Annotated in this window: 17 protein-coding genes and 1 rRNA gene; 14 read left to right on the top strand and 4 right to left on the bottom strand. The window is 70.4% G+C overall.

The window, feature by feature from the left end; translation table 11 throughout:
* The 9 genes from rrf to ACFU5F_RS00045 all read left to right on the top strand — a co-directional run.
* A 5S ribosomal RNA gene (rrf, locus tag ACFU5F_RS00005) occupies positions 1-95 on the top strand; the annotation flags it as partial.
* A gap of 72 nt (positions 96-167) precedes the next feature.
* Positions 168-812, top strand: coding sequence for an HAD family hydrolase (locus tag ACFU5F_RS00010; RefSeq protein ID WP_383879859.1), 645 nt, complete (start codon positions 168-170; stop codon positions 810-812).
* A gap of 54 nt (positions 813-866) precedes the next feature.
* Positions 867-2,084, top strand: coding sequence for an MFS transporter (locus ACFU5F_RS00015; protein ID WP_383879860.1), 1,218 nt, complete (start codon positions 867-869; stop codon positions 2,082-2,084).
* On the top strand, positions 2,035-3,210 hold the full coding sequence (locus tag ACFU5F_RS00020) for an acetoin utilization protein AcuC (RefSeq protein ID WP_383879862.1): 1,176 nt from the start codon (positions 2,035-2,037) through the stop codon (positions 3,208-3,210). Before ACFU5F_RS00015 ends, ACFU5F_RS00020 begins: the two co-directional genes overlap by 50 nt.
* A 203-nt stretch (positions 3,211-3,413) precedes the next feature.
* Complete coding sequence (locus ACFU5F_RS00025; RefSeq protein WP_383879864.1) at positions 3,414-4,229, top strand: phosphatase; 816 nt, start codon at positions 3,414-3,416, stop codon at positions 4,227-4,229.
* Positions 4,230-4,358: 129 nt separating this feature from the next.
* Positions 4,359-4,571 (top strand): helix-turn-helix domain-containing protein, encoded by a 213-nt coding sequence (locus ACFU5F_RS00030; protein ID WP_004984898.1) that lies wholly within the window; start codon positions 4,359-4,361, stop codon positions 4,569-4,571.
* Between the two features lie 167 nt (positions 4,572-4,738).
* Positions 4,739-4,837, top strand: coding sequence for a 30S ribosomal protein bS22 (locus tag ACFU5F_RS00035; protein WP_003948845.1), 99 nt, complete (start codon positions 4,739-4,741; stop codon positions 4,835-4,837).
* Between the two features lie 291 nt (positions 4,838-5,128).
* Positions 5,129-6,196 (top strand): NAD-dependent epimerase/dehydratase family protein, encoded by a 1,068-nt coding sequence (locus ACFU5F_RS00040; RefSeq protein WP_383879866.1) that lies wholly within the window; start codon positions 5,129-5,131, stop codon positions 6,194-6,196.
* Between the two features lie 14 nt (positions 6,197-6,210).
* Positions 6,211-7,290, top strand: a complete 1,080-nt coding sequence (locus ACFU5F_RS00045; protein ID WP_383879868.1) for a lysophospholipid acyltransferase family protein — start codon at positions 6,211-6,213, stop codon at positions 7,288-7,290.
* 69 nt (positions 7,291-7,359) lie between these two features.
* On the opposite strand, the gene ACFU5F_RS00050 is transcribed toward ACFU5F_RS00045, so the two are convergent.
* From ACFU5F_RS00050 to ACFU5F_RS00060, 3 genes are all read right to left on the bottom strand, one after another.
* Complete coding sequence (locus ACFU5F_RS00050; RefSeq protein ID WP_383879870.1) at positions 7,360-8,592, bottom strand: DUF5667 domain-containing protein; 1,233 nt, start codon at positions 8,590-8,592, stop codon at positions 7,360-7,362.
* Between the two features lie 284 nt (positions 8,593-8,876).
* Complete coding sequence (locus ACFU5F_RS00055; protein WP_020113793.1) at positions 8,877-9,653, bottom strand: ECF subfamily RNA polymerase sigma factor, BldN family; 777 nt, start codon at positions 9,651-9,653, stop codon at positions 8,877-8,879.
* Positions 9,654-10,039: 386 nt separating this feature from the next.
* Complete coding sequence (locus tag ACFU5F_RS00060) at positions 10,040-10,975, bottom strand: HAD family hydrolase (protein ID WP_383879872.1); 936 nt, start codon at positions 10,973-10,975, stop codon at positions 10,040-10,042.
* Between the two features lie 197 nt (positions 10,976-11,172).
* On the opposite strand from ACFU5F_RS00060, the gene ACFU5F_RS00065 reads away from it, so the two are divergent.
* From ACFU5F_RS00065 to ACFU5F_RS00085, 5 genes are all read left to right on the top strand, one after another.
* Positions 11,173-11,460, top strand: coding sequence for a glutaredoxin family protein (locus ACFU5F_RS00065; protein ID WP_383879874.1), 288 nt, complete (start codon positions 11,173-11,175; stop codon positions 11,458-11,460).
* Between the two features lie 317 nt (positions 11,461-11,777).
* Positions 11,778-12,533: a redox-sensing transcriptional repressor Rex gene (locus tag ACFU5F_RS00070; protein ID WP_383879876.1), complete on the top strand. Its 756-nt coding sequence runs from the start codon at positions 11,778-11,780 to the stop codon at positions 12,531-12,533.
* Positions 12,530-14,293, top strand: coding sequence for a glutamyl-tRNA reductase (locus ACFU5F_RS00075; protein ID WP_383879878.1), 1,764 nt, complete (start codon positions 12,530-12,532; stop codon positions 14,291-14,293). Before ACFU5F_RS00070 ends, ACFU5F_RS00075 begins: the two co-directional genes overlap by 4 nt.
* Positions 14,290-15,270 carry a hydroxymethylbilane synthase gene (gene hemC, locus ACFU5F_RS00080; protein ID WP_383879880.1) on the top strand — a complete coding sequence of 327 codons (981 nt, stop codon included), beginning with the start codon at positions 14,290-14,292 and terminating at the stop codon, positions 15,268-15,270. Before ACFU5F_RS00075 ends, hemC begins: the two co-directional genes overlap by 4 nt.
* Positions 15,267-17,018, top strand: coding sequence for a uroporphyrinogen-III synthase (locus tag ACFU5F_RS00085; RefSeq protein ID WP_383879882.1), 1,752 nt, complete (start codon positions 15,267-15,269; stop codon positions 17,016-17,018). The genes hemC and ACFU5F_RS00085 overlap by 4 nt, the downstream gene beginning before the upstream one ends.
* A 364-nt stretch (positions 17,019-17,382) precedes the next feature.
* Here ACFU5F_RS00085 and ACFU5F_RS00090 read toward each other — a convergent pair whose 3' ends face one another.
* Positions 17,383-18,261, bottom strand: coding sequence for an immunity 49 family protein (locus tag ACFU5F_RS00090; RefSeq protein ID WP_383879884.1), 879 nt, complete (start codon positions 18,259-18,261; stop codon positions 17,383-17,385).
* Position 18,262: the final 1 nt, after the last annotated feature.

Raw genomic sequence — 18,262 nt, forward strand, 5'->3', positions numbered from 1 at the left:
AAACGCCCGGTTACATTCCGAACCCGGAAGCTAAGCCTTACAGCGCCGATGGTACTGCAGGGGGGACCCTGTGGGAGAGTAGGACGCCGCCGAACAAATATTGAGAAAACCCCTGCCGGGAAACCGGCGGGGGTTTTCTGCGTTTGGGCTTCGTTTAGGGTCGGACCATGCGCTACGACCTCGTGATCTTCGACAATGACGGTGTCCTCGTCGACAGCGAGCCCATCTCCAACCGGCTCCTCGCCGAGTACCTCACCGAACTCGGGCACCCGACCTCGTACGAGGACTCCATCCGGGACTACATGGGGTCGGCGATGCACCGCATTCACGAGCTCGTGCGGGAGCGGACCGGACAGACCCTCCCGGAGGACTTCGACGACGTCTTCCACCAGCGGGTGTTCGCCGGGTTCGAACGGGAGTTGAAGCCCGTACCGGGTGTGGTCGCGGTACTGGAGAAGCTGGTCGCGGGCGGAGTGCCGTACTGCGTGGCGTCGTCCGGGAGTCATGAGCGGATCCGGGTCGGACATCGGACGACCGGGCTCGACCGGTGGTTCGGGGAGGGGCTCGAGTTCAGTGCGCAGGACGTGGGGCGGGGCAAGCCGGCTCCGGATCTCTTCCTGCACGCGGCCGAGCGGATGGGCGTCGCTCCGGAGCGGTGTGCCGTCGTCGAGGACAGCCCTCTCGGCGTGCGGGCGGGACTCGCGGCAGGGATGGATGTGTACGGGTACACAGCGATGACGCCCGCCGAGAAGCTGGCTGGAGCCAGGGGGTACTTTTCGGACATGGGAGAGCTGCTCGACCTGCTTAGTTGAGCAGTATTCAACTTCCTCTACCCATGAGTAGGCCGTGCCCCCTACTGTGCCGCCATGACAGATGTGCTGCGGCGCGGTAGGGCCGCGTTGGCGTTCAGCTTCTTCGCTCAGGGTGTCGCCTTCGCGCTGCTCGTGACGCGGATTCCGGCCATCCAGGACCGGTACGGCGTCTCCGACGGACTGCTGCCCCTCTTCCTCGCCGCCGTGCCGATCCTCGCCGGAGTCGGCAGCGTCTGCACCGAGCACCTCGTGAAGCGAGTGCCGCCGAGCCGGGTGCTGCGGTGGTCCCAGCCCGTCGTGCTCCTGGCGCTGCTCGGCGTCGGTGCCGGTGACCAGATGGTCGTCCTGGGCGCCTCGCTGGCGGCCTTCGGGCTGGCGGTCGGAGCGCTCGACGCGTCCATGAACATGCTCGGGGTGAGCCTGCAGCGGTCGTACGGGCGGAGCATCATGCTCGGTTTCCACGCCGTGTACAGCCTGGGCGGGATAGCCGGGGCCTCGCTGGCGTGGGTGGGGGCGCACTGGGATCTGGCGCTGCTGTCCCTGTATCTGCCGGTGGGGGCCGTGCTGCTGCCGGCCGCCCTGGTGGCGAGTCGGTGGTACGTGGACGGGGGCGGCCCCGAGGACAAGGTTCCGGCGGCCGCCGCGGAGGGCGGGAACGTCGCCTTCAAGTTGCTGCTGCCGCTCTGTCTGGTGATGTGCTTCGCCTACATCGGGGACTCGACCGTCTCCAACTGGAGTGCGAAGTACCTGCAGGACGTGCTCGGCAGCTCCGACCAGCTGTCGACCGTTCCGTACAACGTCTACATGGTCACCACGCTGCTCGGGCGTTCCATCGGTGACTTCGGGGTGCGGCGGTTCGGGGCGGCGGCCGTCGTGCGGGCGGGAGCGGTGGTGGCGGCGGTCGGCTTCGCCGTGGTGGCGGGGGCGCCGGGCGCCTGGGTGGGCATGCTCGGGTTCACGCTGCTGGGGCTGGGGCTGTGTGTGCTGGTGCCGCAGACGTTCGCCGCGGCCGGGCGGCTGTTCCCCGGAGCTTCGGACGCGGCCGTCGCGCGACTGAACATCTTCAACTATGTCGGCTTCCTGATCGGTTCTCCGTTGGTGGGAGCTTTGGGCGACCTCTGGAGCTATCGCGGGGCGATGCTCGTGCCCATGGTCCTGGTGCTGGTGACGTTGGTGTACGCCCGCTCGTTCGAGACCGAACCGGACCGATACGGTGACGGGCATGAGCGGCCGCGCACAGCTGATGTGGGACGAGGCAGTAACGGGCTATGACTTCGGCCCGGACCATCCGATGGATCCGGTCCGGCTGGCGTTGACCCGGAGCCTGGTGAGCGCCTTCGGGCTGGACCGGGAGATGGACGTCGTCTCGGCGAAGCCGGCGGGGGAGTCGACCCTGCGGCTCGTGCACCGCGAGGACTACGTGGCGGCGGTCAGGGCCGCGTCCGCCGATCCCCGGAGCGCGGACGGGACGTACGGGCTGGGGACGGTGGACGATCCGGCCTTCGCCGGGATGCACGAGGTGTCCGCGCTCATCGCGGGGCAGTCGGTGGGGGCCGCGGAGGCCGTGTGGCGCGGGGACGCGCTGCACGCGGTGAACTTCGCGGGCGGGCTGCACCATGCGATGCCCGGGGGCGCGTCGGGGTTCTGCATCTACAACGACGCGTCGCTCGCCATCGCCCGGCTGCTGGAGCTGGGAGCGGAGCGGGTCGCGTACGTGGACGTCGACGTGCACCACGGCGACGGGGTGCAGGCGGCGTTCTGGGAGGACCCGAGGGTTCTGACGATCTCGCTGCACGAGCACCCCCGGACCCTGTTCCCGCAGACCGGCTGGCCCGAGGAGACGGGGGCCTCGCCGAGCGCGGAGGGGTCGGCCGTGAACGTGGCGCTGCCGGCGGGGACCGGGGACGCGGGATGGGTGCGGGCGTTCCACGCGGTGGTGCCGGAGCTGATCGCGGATTTCCGGCCGCAGGTGCTGGTGACCCAGCACGGCGCCGACACCCACTTCGAGGACCCGCTGGCGCACCTGGCGGTGTCGCTGGACGCCCAGCGGGCGGTGCAGGTCGCGCTGCACGAGCTGGCGCACGCGTACGCCGACGGGCGGTGGGTCGCGCTCGGCGGGGGTGGGTACGCGGTGGTGGACGTGGTGCCGCGGTCGTGGACGCATCTGGTGGCGATCGCGGCGGGGCGGGAGATCGCGCCGGAGAGTGCCGTTCCCGAGGAGTGGCGTCAGCAGGTGTTCGCCCGGACGCGGCAGTTGGCTCCGGCGCGGATGACCGACGGGCGGTGGCCGGTGTCCTGGGCGGACTGGGAGGCGGGGTACGACCCCGCGGACCGGCTGGACCAGGCGGTCCTCGCCGCGCGGAAGGCTGTGTTTCCGTTGCGGGGGCTGTTGCCGTAGGGATTTTCTCGCCCCCGCCGCCCCTACCCGTCCCCTCCCTCAGGGGGCTGCGTGCCCACTGAGGCCCCCGTCCGAGACTCCGGGCTCCGCCCCGGACTCCGTTCGTGCATTCTCCGCGCCCCTGGGCGGCGGGGTTACGCCAACTGTGTGGCGGGGCGGGGGTTTTCGGGGTGGCGGTGCGGGCTGTGCGTCAGCATCGGGGCGTGGTGAGTGGTGCGGCGTTGCGGGAGCATCTGGTGGCCTGCGGGCTGGCCGGGCGGGTCGCCACCGCCCGGGAGGCGAGTCTGCGGAGCTATCGGTTGTTCGCGGCCCGGGACCCTCGGTTCCTGATCGGACTCGATCCTGAACTGTCCTGGCGGCAGCGGGATGTGCTCGATCTGATGGCGGAGAAGTGCGGCGTTTCGGCCGATCCGGGATGCACTTCAGGGCAGGATGTCATTGACCCCGAGCGCACGATGCGCGCGCTGGACCGCTTTGCGGAACGTGTCGCGGCGGTCGCTCGCAGTGGCGGGACCGTGCTCTTCGGCACCGGGCATCCGCATCGGCTGATCGGTTTCTACGGCGCGTTGGCAGACGCCATGTCGGCGGCGGGATGTGAAGTCCTCACCCCAGCGACGGGTAGACGTGTCGACATAACGACCCGGTTCGGTCTACGCACGCACAACCTCGACTACGTACGAGGAGTCGCCGTCGTCCGTGAGGCGCCCGCCTTGCGCTCCGGTTGTGCGACCGGCGTGCACACCCACTCGCCGCTCCCGGTTCGGACGGTTCTGGCGGCCGCGGCGGAGGCCGGCGGGCCACTCCCGGAACTCGTGGTCGGGGACCATGGATGGCTCTGCGGGGCAGGTCAGCTGGGGTTCGAGGCGATCGGCCTCGCCGACACGGACGATCCGGCGCCGTTCGTGGGTGAGGCGGAGGGGCGGGTGTCCGTCGCCGTTCCACTTGATGACGGTGTGCGGTCTGATTACTACCGACCACTGACCCGCTACGTACTCAATCGGGCGTGTCTGTCACAGTAGGCCGCCGATGGCATCCCCTCTTCCCCACTCGCATCACCCGCCCCTACATTGGGGAGTGAGCACGCAACGACGAAGAGTCACCGGAAGGGGAAGCCGGTGGCCGTCGAGTGCGGAAGGTTCAGGTGTGTCATGGCTGCAGCTGGCGAGAGGCCTCTGAACGAGGTTCAGTTCCTGACCGTGGCGGAAGTCGCCTCGGTGATGCGAGTGTCGAAGATGACCGTGTACCGCCTGGTGCACAGCGGTCATCTGCCGGCGATCCGGGTGGGCAGGTCCTTCCGGGTGCCGGAGCAAGCGGTACACGAGTACCTCCGCGAGAGCTATGTGGGGGTGGAGACGGCCTGACGGCCACCGGGGCCGAGGGGCTCCCGGAGGCCGTGCGGTACCTCCGGAAGCCCCCCGCTCCCCCTCGATTACGACCTCAGCGCTCGGACGGGTAGGCTAGCCCCTCGTAGGTCGTATGGGCCCATGGCGCCCAAACGCCGAGTGATGAGAAGTGAGCGAGGGTAGTCGTGGGCTCTGTTATCAAGAAGCGGCGCAAGCGGATGGCTAAGAAGAAGCACCGCAAGCTGCTCAAGCGCACCCGCGTTCAGCGTCGCAACAAGAAGTAAGGCGGTCCGGCCCCGGGAACGGGGTCCTGGCCGGCCCCCCTCGCGTAAGGGGGCCGCACGCCTTGCTTTCTTGCGCGAGCGCTGTTGAGAGCGCGTTGCCGTGGCCCTCCACCGAATGCGGTGGGGGGCCACGGTGTTTTTCGGCGCTCGCTGTTTTTGCCGGTCATTGACGGGGTCGTGGTCACCACACCGCAACATCGAACCGCTAACGTGGCGGCACACGGGGAACGCGGCAGAGAACGAGCAGAGTTACGCCTATGTGAGCGGACGTCTGGAAGGAAGGCGCTGATCTTGGGGAAGGTCGTGCTCGTCACCGGGGTGGCCCGTCAGCTGGGGGGCCGTTTCGTGCGGCGCATCCAGCGGGACCCGCAGGTCGACCGGGTCATCGCGGTCGACGCGGTGCCCCCGGCACATCATCTGGGCGGCGCGGACTTCGTGCAGGCCGACATCAGGCAGCCGGCCATAGCCCGCCTGCTGGCCGAGCACAACGTGGACACCGTGGTGCACATGGACGTCACGGGCACCCCGCTGGGCAGCGGCGGCCGGGCCACGCTGAAGGAGACCAACGTCATCGGCACCATGCAGCTGCTCGGTGCCTGCCAGAAGTCCCCGCTGGTCAAGCGGCTGGTCGTGAAGTCCAGTACGAACGTGTACGGGTCCGCGCCGCGTGACCCGGCCGTGTTCACCGAGACCATGCCGCCCAAGTCGCTGCCCAGCGGCGGCTTCGCCAAGGACACCGTCGAGGTCGAGGGGTACGTCCGCGGATTCGCCCGGCGGCGGCCGGACGTGGCCGTGTGCGTGCTGCGGTTCGCGAACATCCTCGGGCCGAGCGCGGATTCACCGCTCGCCTCGTACTTCTCGCTGCCGGTGCTGCCGACCGTGCTGGGCTACGACCCGCGGCTGCAGTTCGTGCACGAGGACGACGTCATCGAGGTGCTGCGGATCGCCTCGCACGAGCCGGCGCGGGGCACGCTCAACAGCGGCACGTTCAACATCGCGGGTGACGGCGTCCTGCTGCTCTCGCAGTGCGCGCGGCGCCTCGGCCGGCCGACGGTGCCGCTGCTGATGCCGGCCGTGAGCTGGGTCGGTTCGATGGTTCGCACGCTGGGCTTCACCGACTTCTCGCCGGAGCAGATGCGGCTGCTGACCCACGGGCGGGTCGTGTCGACGAACCAGATGCGCGAGACACTGGGCTACAAGGCCAGATACACGACCGCGGAGACGTTCGCCGACTTCGCCCGCAGCAGGGGCCCCGGCCTCCTGCCCCCGGAGGCCCTCGCTGGGGCCATCGACCGGATCGCCGCCCTGCCCGTGTCCACGCCGGGCGGCGGCCACCCCCCGACGCAGAGCGCCAACTGAGGAGCGCATCAACGATGGCGGATGCCAAGGTCATTCCCTTCGACGACGACCGGACGCGCGGCGGCGCCGTGCAGCGCCCGCCGCGTCGGCGCAGTACGGGGAGCCGGCGCAAGGGCGACAACGCGGTCGTCCGGGATGTTCGTGAATCCGGCGAGGTCCAGGCCCTCCCCGGACGGCCGACCAGCACCGATGATGTTCCTGTGACACGGGAGAAGCCGGAGCCGCCCCTGGAGGCCGGCGAGGCACACGACGGCGGCGGCCTGGAGCGCCGGATCGCGGGCGGACTGGCGTTCCTGCGCAAGCGGCTCACAGGTGACTACGAGGTCGACGACTTCGGCTACGACGCCGAGCTCACCGACCAGGTGCTGATGTCCCTGCTGCGGCCGGTGTACGAGAAGTACTTCCGGGTCGAGGTGAAGGGCATCGAGAACATCCCGACGGACGGCGGCGCCCTGATCGTCTCCAACCACTCGGGGACGCTGCCGCTGGACGGCCTGATGATGCAGGTCGCCGTGCACGACAACCACCCCACCGGGCGGCACCTGCGGCTGCTCGCGGCGGACCTGGTCTTCATGCTGCCGGTGGTCAACGAGCTGGCCCGCAAGCTCGGCCACACCCTCGCGTGCGCGGAGGACGCCTCGCGGCTGCTGCAGCAGGGCGAGCTGGTCGGGGTCATGCCGGAGGGCTTCAAGGGCCTCGGCAAGCCCTTCGGGGACCGCTACAAGCTGCAGCGCTTCGGGCGCGGGGGCTTCGTCTCCACCGCCCTGCGCGCCGGCACGCCGATCATCCCGTGCTCGATCGTGGGCGCGGAGGAGATCTATCCGATGATCGGGAACTCGAAGACGATCGCCCGGCTGCTCGGTTTCCCGTACTTCCCGATCACGCCGACGTTCCCGTTGCTCGGTCCGCTGGGCGCGGTGCCGCTGCCGACGAAGTGGACGATCCAGTTCGGCGAGCCGATCCCGACGGACGGCTATCCGCCGGAGGCCGCCGAGGACCCGATGCTGATGTTCAACCTGACCGACCAGGTTCGCGAGCAGATCCAGCACACCTTGTACAAGCTGCTGGTGCAGCGGCGGTCGGTGTTCTTCTAGCCGTCGCGGCGGTCGTACGACAGCGGGGGCGTCCTTCTCGAAGAAGGGCGCCCCCACCGTCGTCAGGGGTCAGTCGCTGTTCTGGCCGTCGATGCCCAGGCTCGGGAGGAGGCCCGGGAGGAGCGGAGGGAGGGTGACCTCGGGCTGTTCGGCCGGGGCGGACCTGCCGGCGGACGGGGAGGTGGTGGCGGTGTCCTGCTGGGGTGGGTCGAGCAGGCCGCCGGTGGTGCCGCCGACGAGGCCCTCGCCGCCGGCCGAGGTGGACGGCTTCGGCTTGCCGTTGGTGTCCTCGCTGTCGCCGCCGGTCGAGCCCTCGGTGGCGCTCGGGGCCGGGCGGCCGGGGTCGGTGGTGCCGGGGGTGCCGGAGCCCGCGGAGCGTTGCCGGCCGTCGCCGCCCGGTGCGGGGGGCTGGGGCAGGAGCGACGAGTGCGGGGCGACCTCGTCGTCTATGGCGTCGAAGACCGACGAGACCTGCCGGCTCACGTCTCCGAGCTGCACGGGCAGCCGGTCGCGCAGGGCGCCCCAGGCCTCGCGGTGGGACCGGGAGAACGCCGAGAGGGCCCGGATGGGGCCCAGGGACTCCGGATCCCGCTCGTACGCCTCGTGGAGCAGGCGATGGCCCTCGGAGGCGTCGTGCCGCATCCCGGTGAGGGCGCGGCGGATCTCGCCGAGGGACTCGTGGTCGAGCTGTCCGCTCCGGCCGCGCTCCATGAGGCGGCGGGCTTCGCCGAGCCGGGTCGACGCCTGGTCCAGATAGAGCCGGCCCCGGTCGTCGCTGTCGTCGGCCAAGGTGAGTTTCACGTCCTCGATGCCGCGCTTGAGGCCGTAGAGCGAGTCACCGGGCAGGGCGTCCGAACTGGCGGCTGCCACACCGCCGAACGCGCTCGCGGCCACCCCGACGCTGAGCCCGCCCGCGGCGAGGCCCTTCGTCAGACGGGACCGTGGTCGCAGCTTGCCCAGCGGACTTGCCCGGTGCGCGCCCCGCGCCTTCCCCGATCGCTGTTCGGGCACCGAAGGGTCCGACGCCTCGCGCCCCGGCAGCGTGCCGTCCCGCAGCATGGCTTCCATCGCGGCCACCAACTGGGCGCGATGGACGACCTTGACCTCGGGGTCGAGCACCGGCTTGGGCAGCTCGTCGAGACCGGTGGTGAGGGCCAGCATGTGGCCCTGCTCGGTCTGACGCGCTGCCGGGGCCGGTGCCGATCCCTCGGGCCGCTCGGCCGCCGTGCCCTGGTCGGACAGCTCCTCCAGGGCCTGGGCGAAGGCGTTCGCCCGCCGGTGCGCCGATACGTTCGCGATCACTGGCGGCACCTCCTCTCGTCATGACGGTCGACTCCCCAGGGGGTCCTGAGGGTTGCACGTCCCCGGCCGGTCCACACGATCGAGTGATCGGTGTCGGCCAGGCGCGACCACAGGGAGCCTGTATCCCGCACAACGAGCGGCGTGGCACTTGGGTTACGGACGGCGGGTGATTCGGCGGGGAAGTCAACGGACTTCGACGGAGGGTGAGTTGAGGAGCGCGGAGCGTGTCCGGTCGCCACCCTCGGCGCGGTGTCGCTCGGCGGCGGTGGTCCCGGTCGGCGGGGTCAGCGGGCGTCGTCCGGGAGGAGGCGGGCGAGGGTGCGGACCGCGCGGTACTGGAGGGTCTTGATCGCGCCCTCGTTCTTGCCCATGACGCGGGCGGTCTCGGCGACGGAGAGGCCCTGCAGGAAGCGGAGCGTGACGCACTCCTGCTGCTGGGGGTTGAGGCGGCGTACGGCTTCGAGGAGGGCCGCGTTGGAGAGGGACTCCAGGACGGAGTCCTCGGGGGAGCGCTCGACCTCGTTGGCGTCGAGCATCTCGCCGGTGGTGACCTCCAGCCGGAAACGGCTGGACTTGAAGTGGTCGGCCACCAGGTTGCGGGCGATCGTGACCAGCCAGGCGCCGAAGTCGCGGCCCTGCCAGGTGAACGTGCCGATGCGCCGCAGGGCGCGCAGGAACGTCTCGCTGGTGAGGTCCTCGGCGGTCGCCTTGCCGCCGACGCGGTAGTAGATGTAGCGGTAGACCGTGTCGCTGTACTGGTCGTACAGGCGGCCGAAGGCGTCGGCCTCGCCGGACTGGGCGCGTTCGACGAGGTCCATCATGCGGGCGCTGTCGCTGTCCGCGGCGGGACGGCGGGTGGTCGTGGCGGTGGATCCCGAACGACCTCGTCTGCCCACCGCCGCACTGCCGTCGGCCAGTGCGTAGCACGGGCCGACGGGCGCGGCGGAGGTGGCGAGGGCGGGGACGGCGTACGCGGTGGGGACGAAGCCGCGCAACAGTTGGTTGACCGTCGCGCGCAGCGTAGCCAGGCCCGAGGCGTCAACCCCGACGTGTGGGTACACGGGACTCCCAGAGGCAGAGCTTCCATCACGTGCAGTGCGGAACCTTTCACCCGTCGTAGCGACGGAGGGGTACCGGTTTGCGTTTGAGGAGAATAACGCTTCGTGCAGGCACTGCTACACCCAGTTGCTCAAATCATCGATTACGTCGCTTCTGTTACTGATTGACGGCTGCTCAAGTACACGTCCGTGATCGGTTGTTGATCGATTGGGTTCGTGTTCCGTCTGGGTGTGGGGCGTGTTGTGGTCGGGTGCGGACGGCGTGACTGAGGGGGGTGGAGAGGGGGTAGGACCGCTGGAATGCGGGGTCGCGGGGCCGGACGCGCGAACGCCGGAGGGGCTGGTTTCCCAGCCCCTCCGGCGTTCGAAAAACGACAGACAGTTCAGTTTCAGCGGCGACGGCGGTGCAGGGCGATCGCGGCCGCCGTTCCGCCCGCCACCGCGCCCACGCCCGCCGCCGCGGGGAGGCCGACCTTGGCGGCCTTGCGGGCGGTGCGGTAGTCCCGCAGACGCCAGTCCATGTCCCGGGCGTGCCTGCGGAGTTTGCTGTCGGGGTTGATGGCGTACGGGTGACCCACGAGCGACAGCATCGGGATGTCGTTGTGGGAGTCGCTGTACGCGGCGCAGCGGGAGAGGTCGAGGCTCTCCGCGACGGCCAGGGCGCGCACGGCCTCGGCCTTGGCGGGGCCGTGCAGCGGTTCGCCGACCAGCTTGCCGGTGTAGACGCCGTCGACGGACTCGGCGACCGTGCCCAGGGCGCCGGTCAGGCCGAGGCGGCGGGCGATCACCTGGGCGATCTCCACCGGCGCGGCGGTGACGAGCCAGACCTTCTGGCCGGCGTCGAGGTGCGCCTGCGCCAGGGCGCGGGTGCCCGGCCAGATGCGCTCGGCCATGTACTCGTCGTAGATCTCCTCGCCGATGATCGTCAGTTCGGCGACGCGGTGGCCCTGGACGATGGAGAGCGCGGAGTTCTGGGCGTCCTGCATGTGCTCGGGGTCCTCGGACCCCGCCAGCCTGAACCACGCCTGCTGCCAGGCGAATCGGGCGAGGTCGCGGGTCTCGAAGAACTTCCGCTTGTACAGGCCGCGGCCGAAGTGGAAGAGCGAGGCGCCCTGCATGACGGTGTTGTCGAGATCGAAGAACGCGGCGGCCCTGTCGTCGCCGAGGACCGGGAATTCCGGTTCCTTGACGGCGTCGGGTGCGGGGGAGATGTCCTCCAACTCCTGGGAGGACTTGCGCGCTGCCTCCGCAGAGGCCTCGCCTGCCAAAACGCTCCGCGCCGTGGCGGAGCGCCTACGGGGAGTGAGCCATCCGAGAGCGGCCATGTCGTGAGCATAGCCAGTCCGTTCGGCGGTTCCGGAGCCGAAGGGTTCGCGGGCTGTGAACTCTCCGCGACCGTGCCGTTAAAGAAGTGCCGCCGACGGCGTGTCCCGGTGCGGAACGGGCCGCGGCCGACGGGGAAAAGAGCAGGTCGTGCGTGGTGTGGTGCGCAAGGGGCGGGGACATCGGGCGTGGGGTGACAATGGCCGTCATGAGTGCCATGTTCCGGCGGACGCCGAAGAATTCCGGTGAGCGTCTCGTCACACTGATCGGGAAATCCGGGTGTCATCTCTGCGACGACGCCGAGGCGGTGATCGGGAAGGTCTGCGGTGAGCTGGGCGTTCCCTGGGAGAAGAAGGACATCGACCAGGATGCGGAACTGCACCGGCAGTACTGGGAGCAGATTCCGGTCGTGCTGGTGGACGGCGCTCAGCACACCTTCTGGCGGGTGAACGAGGAGCGCCTTCGCAAAGCCCTCGCATCAAGGTGACGATGATGTGACCTGACCGACCAGTCCAAGTGGTCCCAATAGTCGCTTAGGATCGATGGGCTGGTTGGTCTCGGGGGCGGGATTCGTGAGGAGAGTGTGCGGTTTTGCCCCTGTCGTGCAAGGCGTCCGGTGAGGAACGACGGTGCGTGTGCGCCGGTTCCGTACGCGTGCGTCGGGTGTGCGTGACCCCGGTCACGTTGGCCGGGCAAATCGGACACCATCTTTGTGCACGCGTTCACAAAGACATAGCCTGCTGTCGACGGGGCGGTCTGGGGACGCACGACCGCCCGCAGCCCCGCTCTACCCGCAGGAGCACCGTGGCAACTGGCCGAACTCACCGACCGGCGACCCGTAGCCGAGGGATTCCCGAGGCCACCGTCGCCAGACTTCCGCTGTACCTCCGTGCTCTGACCGCGCTCTCCGAGCGTTCGGTACCCACCGTTTCATCCGAGGAACTCGCGGCCGCGGCGGGGGTCAACTCCGCGAAGCTGCGCAAGGACTTCTCGTACCTCGGTTCCTACGGGACCAGGGGTGTGGGATACGACGTCGAGTATCTCGTCTACCAGATCTCGCGTGAGCTGGGGCTGACCCAGGACTGGCCGGTCGTGATCGTCGGTATCGGTAATCTCGGCGCCGCTCTGGCCAATTACGGCGGGTTCGCCTCCCGTGGTTTCCGAGTGGCCGCGTTGATAGACGCCGACCCGGCGATGGCGGGCAAGCCGGTCGCGGGGATCGCGGTGCAGCACACGGACGAGCTGGAAAAGATCATCGACGACAACGGTGTGTCGATCGGTGTGATCGCCACGCCCGCCGGTGCCGCCCAGCAGGTGTGCGACCGGCTGGTCGCCGCCGGGATCACGTCGATCCTGAACTTCGCGCCCACCGTCCTGTCCGTGCCGGACGGGGTCGACGTCCGCAAGGTGGACCTCTCCATCGAGCTGCAGATCCTCGCGTTCCACGAGCAGCGCAAGGCCGGCGAGGAGGCCGCGGCCGAGGCCGCCGCCGTGGCGCCGGCTCCCCAGGAGCCAGGGAAAGGGCCCGACGGGGATGTCCCCGCCGTGATGCCGGCATGAGTCTCCTGGTCGTCGGGCTGAGTCACCGCAGCGCTCCGGTGAGTGTGCTGGAGCGGGCCGCGCTGTCCGTGGACGCGCAGATCAAGTTGCTTCAGGACACGGTCGCCGCGGAGCCGGCCACCGAGGCCGTGCTCCTCGCCACCTGCAACCGCATCGAGCTGTACGCGGACGTGGACAAGTTCCACGCGGGCGTCGCCGAGCTGTCCACGCTGCTCGCCCGGCACAGCGGGGTCGGCCTCGACGAGATCACGCCGTATCTGTACGTGCACTACGAGGACCGGGCCGTCCACCATCTGTTCTCCGTGGCCTGCGGGCTCGACTCGATGGTCGTCGGCGAGGGGCAGATCCTCGGGCAGATCAAGGACGCGCTGGCCCGCGCCCAGGAGCTGCACACCGCGGGGCGGCTGCTCAACGACCTGTTCCAGCAGAGCCTCAGGGTCGGCAAGCGGGCGCACTCCGAGACCGGGATCGACCGGGCCGGGCAGTCGCTGGTGACCTTCGGCCTGGAGCAGTTCACCGCGGGCGCCGATGTCGGGAGCTGGGCCCGGGGCAAGCGGGCCGTGGTGATCGGCGCGGGGTCCATGTCCTCGCTGGCCGCCGCGACCCTCGCGCGCGCGGGCGTGGGCGAGATCGTGATCGCCAACCGGACGTACGACCGGGCCGAGCGGCTCGCCCAGATCCTCACCGAGCAGGGCGAAACGGACGTGCTGGCCCGCGCGGTACCGATGGCGTCGGTGCCGGGCGAGCTGACACGTGCTGACATCGCGGTCTCCTGTACGGGCGCCACGGGCCTGGTCCTGACCGCCGACATGGTCGCGGCGGCCGTCGAGGGCCGGGTGCCCGACGGCGTCCCCGCCGGACCGGCGGCCCGACCGGAGATCCGTACCGGGATACGTGCCGTCCTGCCGCCGACCTCCGTCGGCAGTGACGACGACTGCCCGCTCGACCTGCCCGCCGTCCAGGGCGGCGGCTTCTCCGTGCACGGGGAGGACGCGGTCGCCGGGATGGACGCGGCCACGCTGGAACAGCACGCGGCCTGGGTGGACAACGCGACCGTGGACCGGCGCGCGAGCCGCCGCACGCCGGAGCGCGAGGCCCCGCGTACGCCCGCCGCCGACGCGGAGCTGATCGCCGCGCTCGCCGCGGCCGTCGCCGTCAGCGGACGGATCACCGAGCTGCGCCGTCCCGAGGCGGTCGTCGAGGTGCCCCGGCCCGCGCCCGTGCTGGCGCTGCTGGACCTGGCGATGCCCCGCGACATCGACGCGGCCGCGCACCGGCTGGCCGGGGTGCGGCTGGTCGACATCGAGTCGCTCGCCGAGGTCTCCGCCGACGCGCCGATGGCCGCCGACGTCGACCTGGTGCGGAGGATCGTTTCGGACGAGGTGGCGGCCTTCGGCGCCGCCCAGCGGGCCGCGCACATCACACCCACCGTCGTGGCGCTGCGCGCCATGGCCGCCGATGTCGTCGCGAGCGAGATCGCCCGCCTGGAGGGCCGGCTGCCCGGCCTCGACGACAAGCACCGGGGCGAGATCACCCAGACCGTGCGGCGCGTGGTGGACAAGCTGCTGCACGCGCCGACCGTACGGGTCAAGCAGCTCGCGGCCGAACCCGGCGGCGCCGGGTACGCGGACGCGCTGCGGACCCTCTTCGACCTGGACCAGGAGACGGTCGCCGCCGTGTCCCGGGCCGAGGACAGCGACCAGCGCACAGCCGGCGGCCAGTACGTCGGAGCGAACGCCGAGAACCGAGGGCGATCATGAGTGAGCCGCACAACAGGGCCCTGAGGCTCGGGACCAGGCGAAGTACCCTCGCCATGTCCCAGTCCGGGCAGGTGGCGGACGCGGTCCGCCGGCTGACCGGGCGGCCCGTCGAACTCGTGGAGATCACGACGTACGGCGACGTCTCCCGCGAGCAGCTCGCGCAGATCGGCGGCACGGGCGTGTTCGTCGCCGCGCTGCGCGAGGCGCTGCTGCGCGGCGAGGTCGACTTCGCCGTGCACTCCCTCAAGGACCTGCCGACCGCCTACCCGGACGAGCTGGCGCTGGCCGCCGTGCCGGTGCGCGCGGACGCGCGGGACGTCCTGGTCGCCCGGGACGGACTGACCTTCGAGCGGCTCCCCGAGGGCGCCCGGGTCGGTACCGGTTCGCCGCGCCGGATGTCCCAGCTGAACGCCTACGCGCGCAGTCACGGGCTCTCGATCGAGACGGTGCCGATCCGCGGGAACGTGGACACGCGCATCGGATACGTGCGGAAGGGCGAGCTGGACGCCGTCGTCCTGGCCGCCGCCGGACTGAGCCGCATCGGACGGCTCGACGAGGTGACCGACTTCCTCTCGGTCGACACTGTTTTGCCCGCCCCCGGCCAGGGGGCACTGGCGATCGAGTGCAGGGCGGGGCACACCGCCCACGACACTGCGCTGATCGCCGCGCTCGGTGGGCTCGACGACCCGGGGACCCGGGCCGCCGTGACCGCCGAGCGGTCCCTGCTCGCCGCCCTGGAGGCCGGTTGCAGCGCACCTGTGGGTGCGTTCGCCGACCTTCTGGCCGACGGGCAGACTGTCAAGGAGATGCGCCTGCGCGGCGTCGTCGGCACGACCGACGGCTCGACGCTGGTGCAGCTGTCCACCACCGGTCCCGTGCCCGAGACGTACGACCAAGCAATGGCGCTCGGCCGTGAACTCGCCGCCGAGATGCTCGCTAAGGGCGCGGCCGGTCTGATGGGGGAGCGAGCACATTGAGCCCCACCACCCTTCCCGCCGGTCCGGACCACGGTCACGTCACCTTCCTCGGTGCCGGACCCGGGGATCCGGGACTGCTGACACTGCGCGCCGTCGAGGCCCTGGCGAACGCGGACGTTCTCATCGCCGAGCACGATGTGCTCGACGTGGTGCGTACGCACGCCCGCGCCGGCGTCGCCCTACTGGACACCGACTCGAGCCCGCCGTCGGCTCTGACTGCGGCGTCCTCTGCCTCTTCCGCGGCTACTTCAGCGGATACGTTTTCGGGCACAGGCACGCCTCAGCTGACGGTTGTTGACGGCGCGTCAACAACCGTTGGTGCACCCGCTGTGCGGGATGCGGCACATCTTGTCATGGAGGCCGCGAGGGGCGGCAAGCGGGTCGTGCGTGCGGTGTCCGGGGACCCCGGACTCGACACGTACGCCACCGAGGAGATGCTGGCGTGCGCCGCCGCCGGCGTGCCCTTCGAGGTGGTGCCCGGTGTGGCCGCCGCCGTGGGTGTGCCCGCGTACGCCGGTGTGCCGCTGCGGGACGCGCAGGGCGCGGACGTGCGGTTCGTCGATGCGCGCACGGCCTCCGACCGGTGCTGGGCGGAGGTCGGGGCGTCGGACGGGACCGTGGTCGTCTCGGCGACGCTGGAGACCGTGGCCGCGGCCGCCGGTGAGCTGGTCGCGGCCGGCCGCAAGCCCGATACGCCGATGACCGTGACGGTCGCCGGTACGACGACGCGGCAGCGCACCTGGAGCGCGACGCTCGGCACGATCGCGCAGACGCTGAAGCAGGCCAAGGTGCTGCCCTCGCCCGAGGGCGGCCGGCCGGTGATAGTGGTGGTCGGCGAGCGTTCCTCGGCGGCCCAGCGCGACCAGTTGTCGTGGTTCGAGAACAAGCCGCTCTTCGGGTGGCGGGTCCTCGTGCCGCGTACGAAGGAGCAGGCCGCCTCGCTCTCCGACCAACTGCGCTCGTACGGGGCCGTACCGCACGAGGTGCCGACGATCGCGGTCGAGCCGCCGCGGACGCCGCAGCAGATGGAGCGGGCCGTGAAGGGGCTCGTGACCGGCCGCTACGAGTGGATCGCGTTCACCTCCGTCAACGCCGTCAAGGCGGTGCGGGAGAAGTTCGAGGAGTACGGGCTCGACGCGCGCGCCTTCGCCGGGATCAAGGTCGCGGCGGTGGGCGAGCAGACCGCCAAGGCGCTCATCGCGTTCGGTGTGAAGCCGGATCTGGTGCCGAGCGGTGAGCAGTCGGCCGCCGGACTTCTGGAGGACTGGCCGCCGTACGACCCGGTCTTCGACCCGATCGACCGGGTGTTCCTGCCGCGGGCCGACATCGCCACGGAGACGCTGGTGGCCGGGCTGATCGAGCTGGGCTGGGAGGTCGACGACGTCACCGCGTACCGGACCGTGCGGGCCTCGCCGCCGCCGGCCGAGACCCGAGAGGCGATCAAGGGCGGCGGTTTCGACGCCGTGCTGTTCACCTCGTCGTCCACCGTGCGGAACCTGGTGGGCATCGCCGGCAAGCCGCACAACGTGACGGTGATCGCCTGTATCGGCCCCGCCACGGCCAAGACGGCCGAGGAGCACGGGCTGCGGGTGGACGTGATGGCTCCCGAGCCGTCCGTGCACCGGCTGGCGGAGGCGCTGGCGGACTTCGGCCTGCGGCGGCGGGCCGCCGCGACCGAGGCGGGCGACCCCGTGACCCGTCCGAGCGAACGGCGGCCGGGGGCGCGGCGGCGAAGGTCGACGACCTGAGACGAGGCGTGAGAGGGGGCGGTGGCTGCGGCTGCCGCCCCTTGCGGTTGTGGATGCCTTGCTTCGTTCGCGTGCTCCGGATTTCCCGCGCGGTTCCCGGGCGCTGCGTAAGTGCATGTGGGCTGGTAGGACCGCCTTGCTCAGGGCATGAACGCGGAAGCGTGGGCAACACATGACGATCGGAACGGCGGGCAGCCCGCGCGTATGTCGCGGACAGGCCGGCGTCGTCCAAGACCGTCTGGGCGGATCTGGATCTCAAGCACTGCAGTCGGTGCGGTGCGGTGCGTCCGTGCGGGGCCCCGGGCCCCGGAACAGCCTGCATTGGCGTCGATGGTGACAGGCGCCTGCTGGCGCCAAGGCCCGGTCAGGTGTCGATCTCGCCCTGCCACGCGAACGTCAGTAGAGCCTTCGGCAGGTACTCCGACTCGACCTCGATGGGAAAGCCCTTGTCGTGGGCGAGGCAGGCGATGGCAAGCGGACCGAAGGCAATGAGGCCGTCACTGTTGATGGCCCGGTCGTCATCCGCCGTCCAGTACTCCTTGTGCCAGCGGAGCGCGTCGATGAGCGCCTCGTTGAACTTCTCGTGGTCCTCGCGCAGGTAGCGGTAGAAGAGAATGATCGGCGGATACAGGATCGAGGACATGTAGTCCTGGTCGGCCCAACGGGCCGAGTCCGGACCGGTGCCGTCGACGGCGGCGACCAGCGGATCACGCACGCCGTCCTGGCCCAGCCAGAAGCGCTGGAGGGTCTCCACCCATGAGTAGACGTACTCGTCGAACGTCGCACCCGATTCGCGCAGCAGCGGGATGGGAACTCGCGCAAGTCCGGTCAGCCGCTCGTTCTCTCGGCAGATCAGCGCGAGGTAGAAAGCCTTGAGCCAGCTGTCGGCGTTCACGTTGGGCCGGGGCCCAGTCGTCGGAAGCGTTCGTTCCTTCTCCTTGATCCGGCAGGTCAGGGTACGGCCCTCGGGCTCGATGGCCAGAGCGAAACGCGTGTGGCCCAGTTGCATCGCGGTGACCCAGGCCTCCCACGTCTCGAACTCCTCGGCATCCGGATCCACCTCACATCGGGCCATGGCGTAGGTCAATGTCGTATCCAGGGCACGCCGCCGGGACATGTCGGACTGCTCAAGACGCTCCAGCACACGCGCCACGGAACCCGCCAGCGCTTCGAGACCCGCCGCCGCATTGACGTGGGCAGCGAGACCAGGCGGGGTGTCATGGCGAGGAATGCGCGTGACCACG

This window comes from Streptomyces sp. NPDC057438 (assembly GCF_042802995.1).
In the GTDB taxonomy this organism is placed as follows: domain Bacteria; phylum Actinomycetota; class Actinomycetes; order Streptomycetales; family Streptomycetaceae; genus Streptomyces.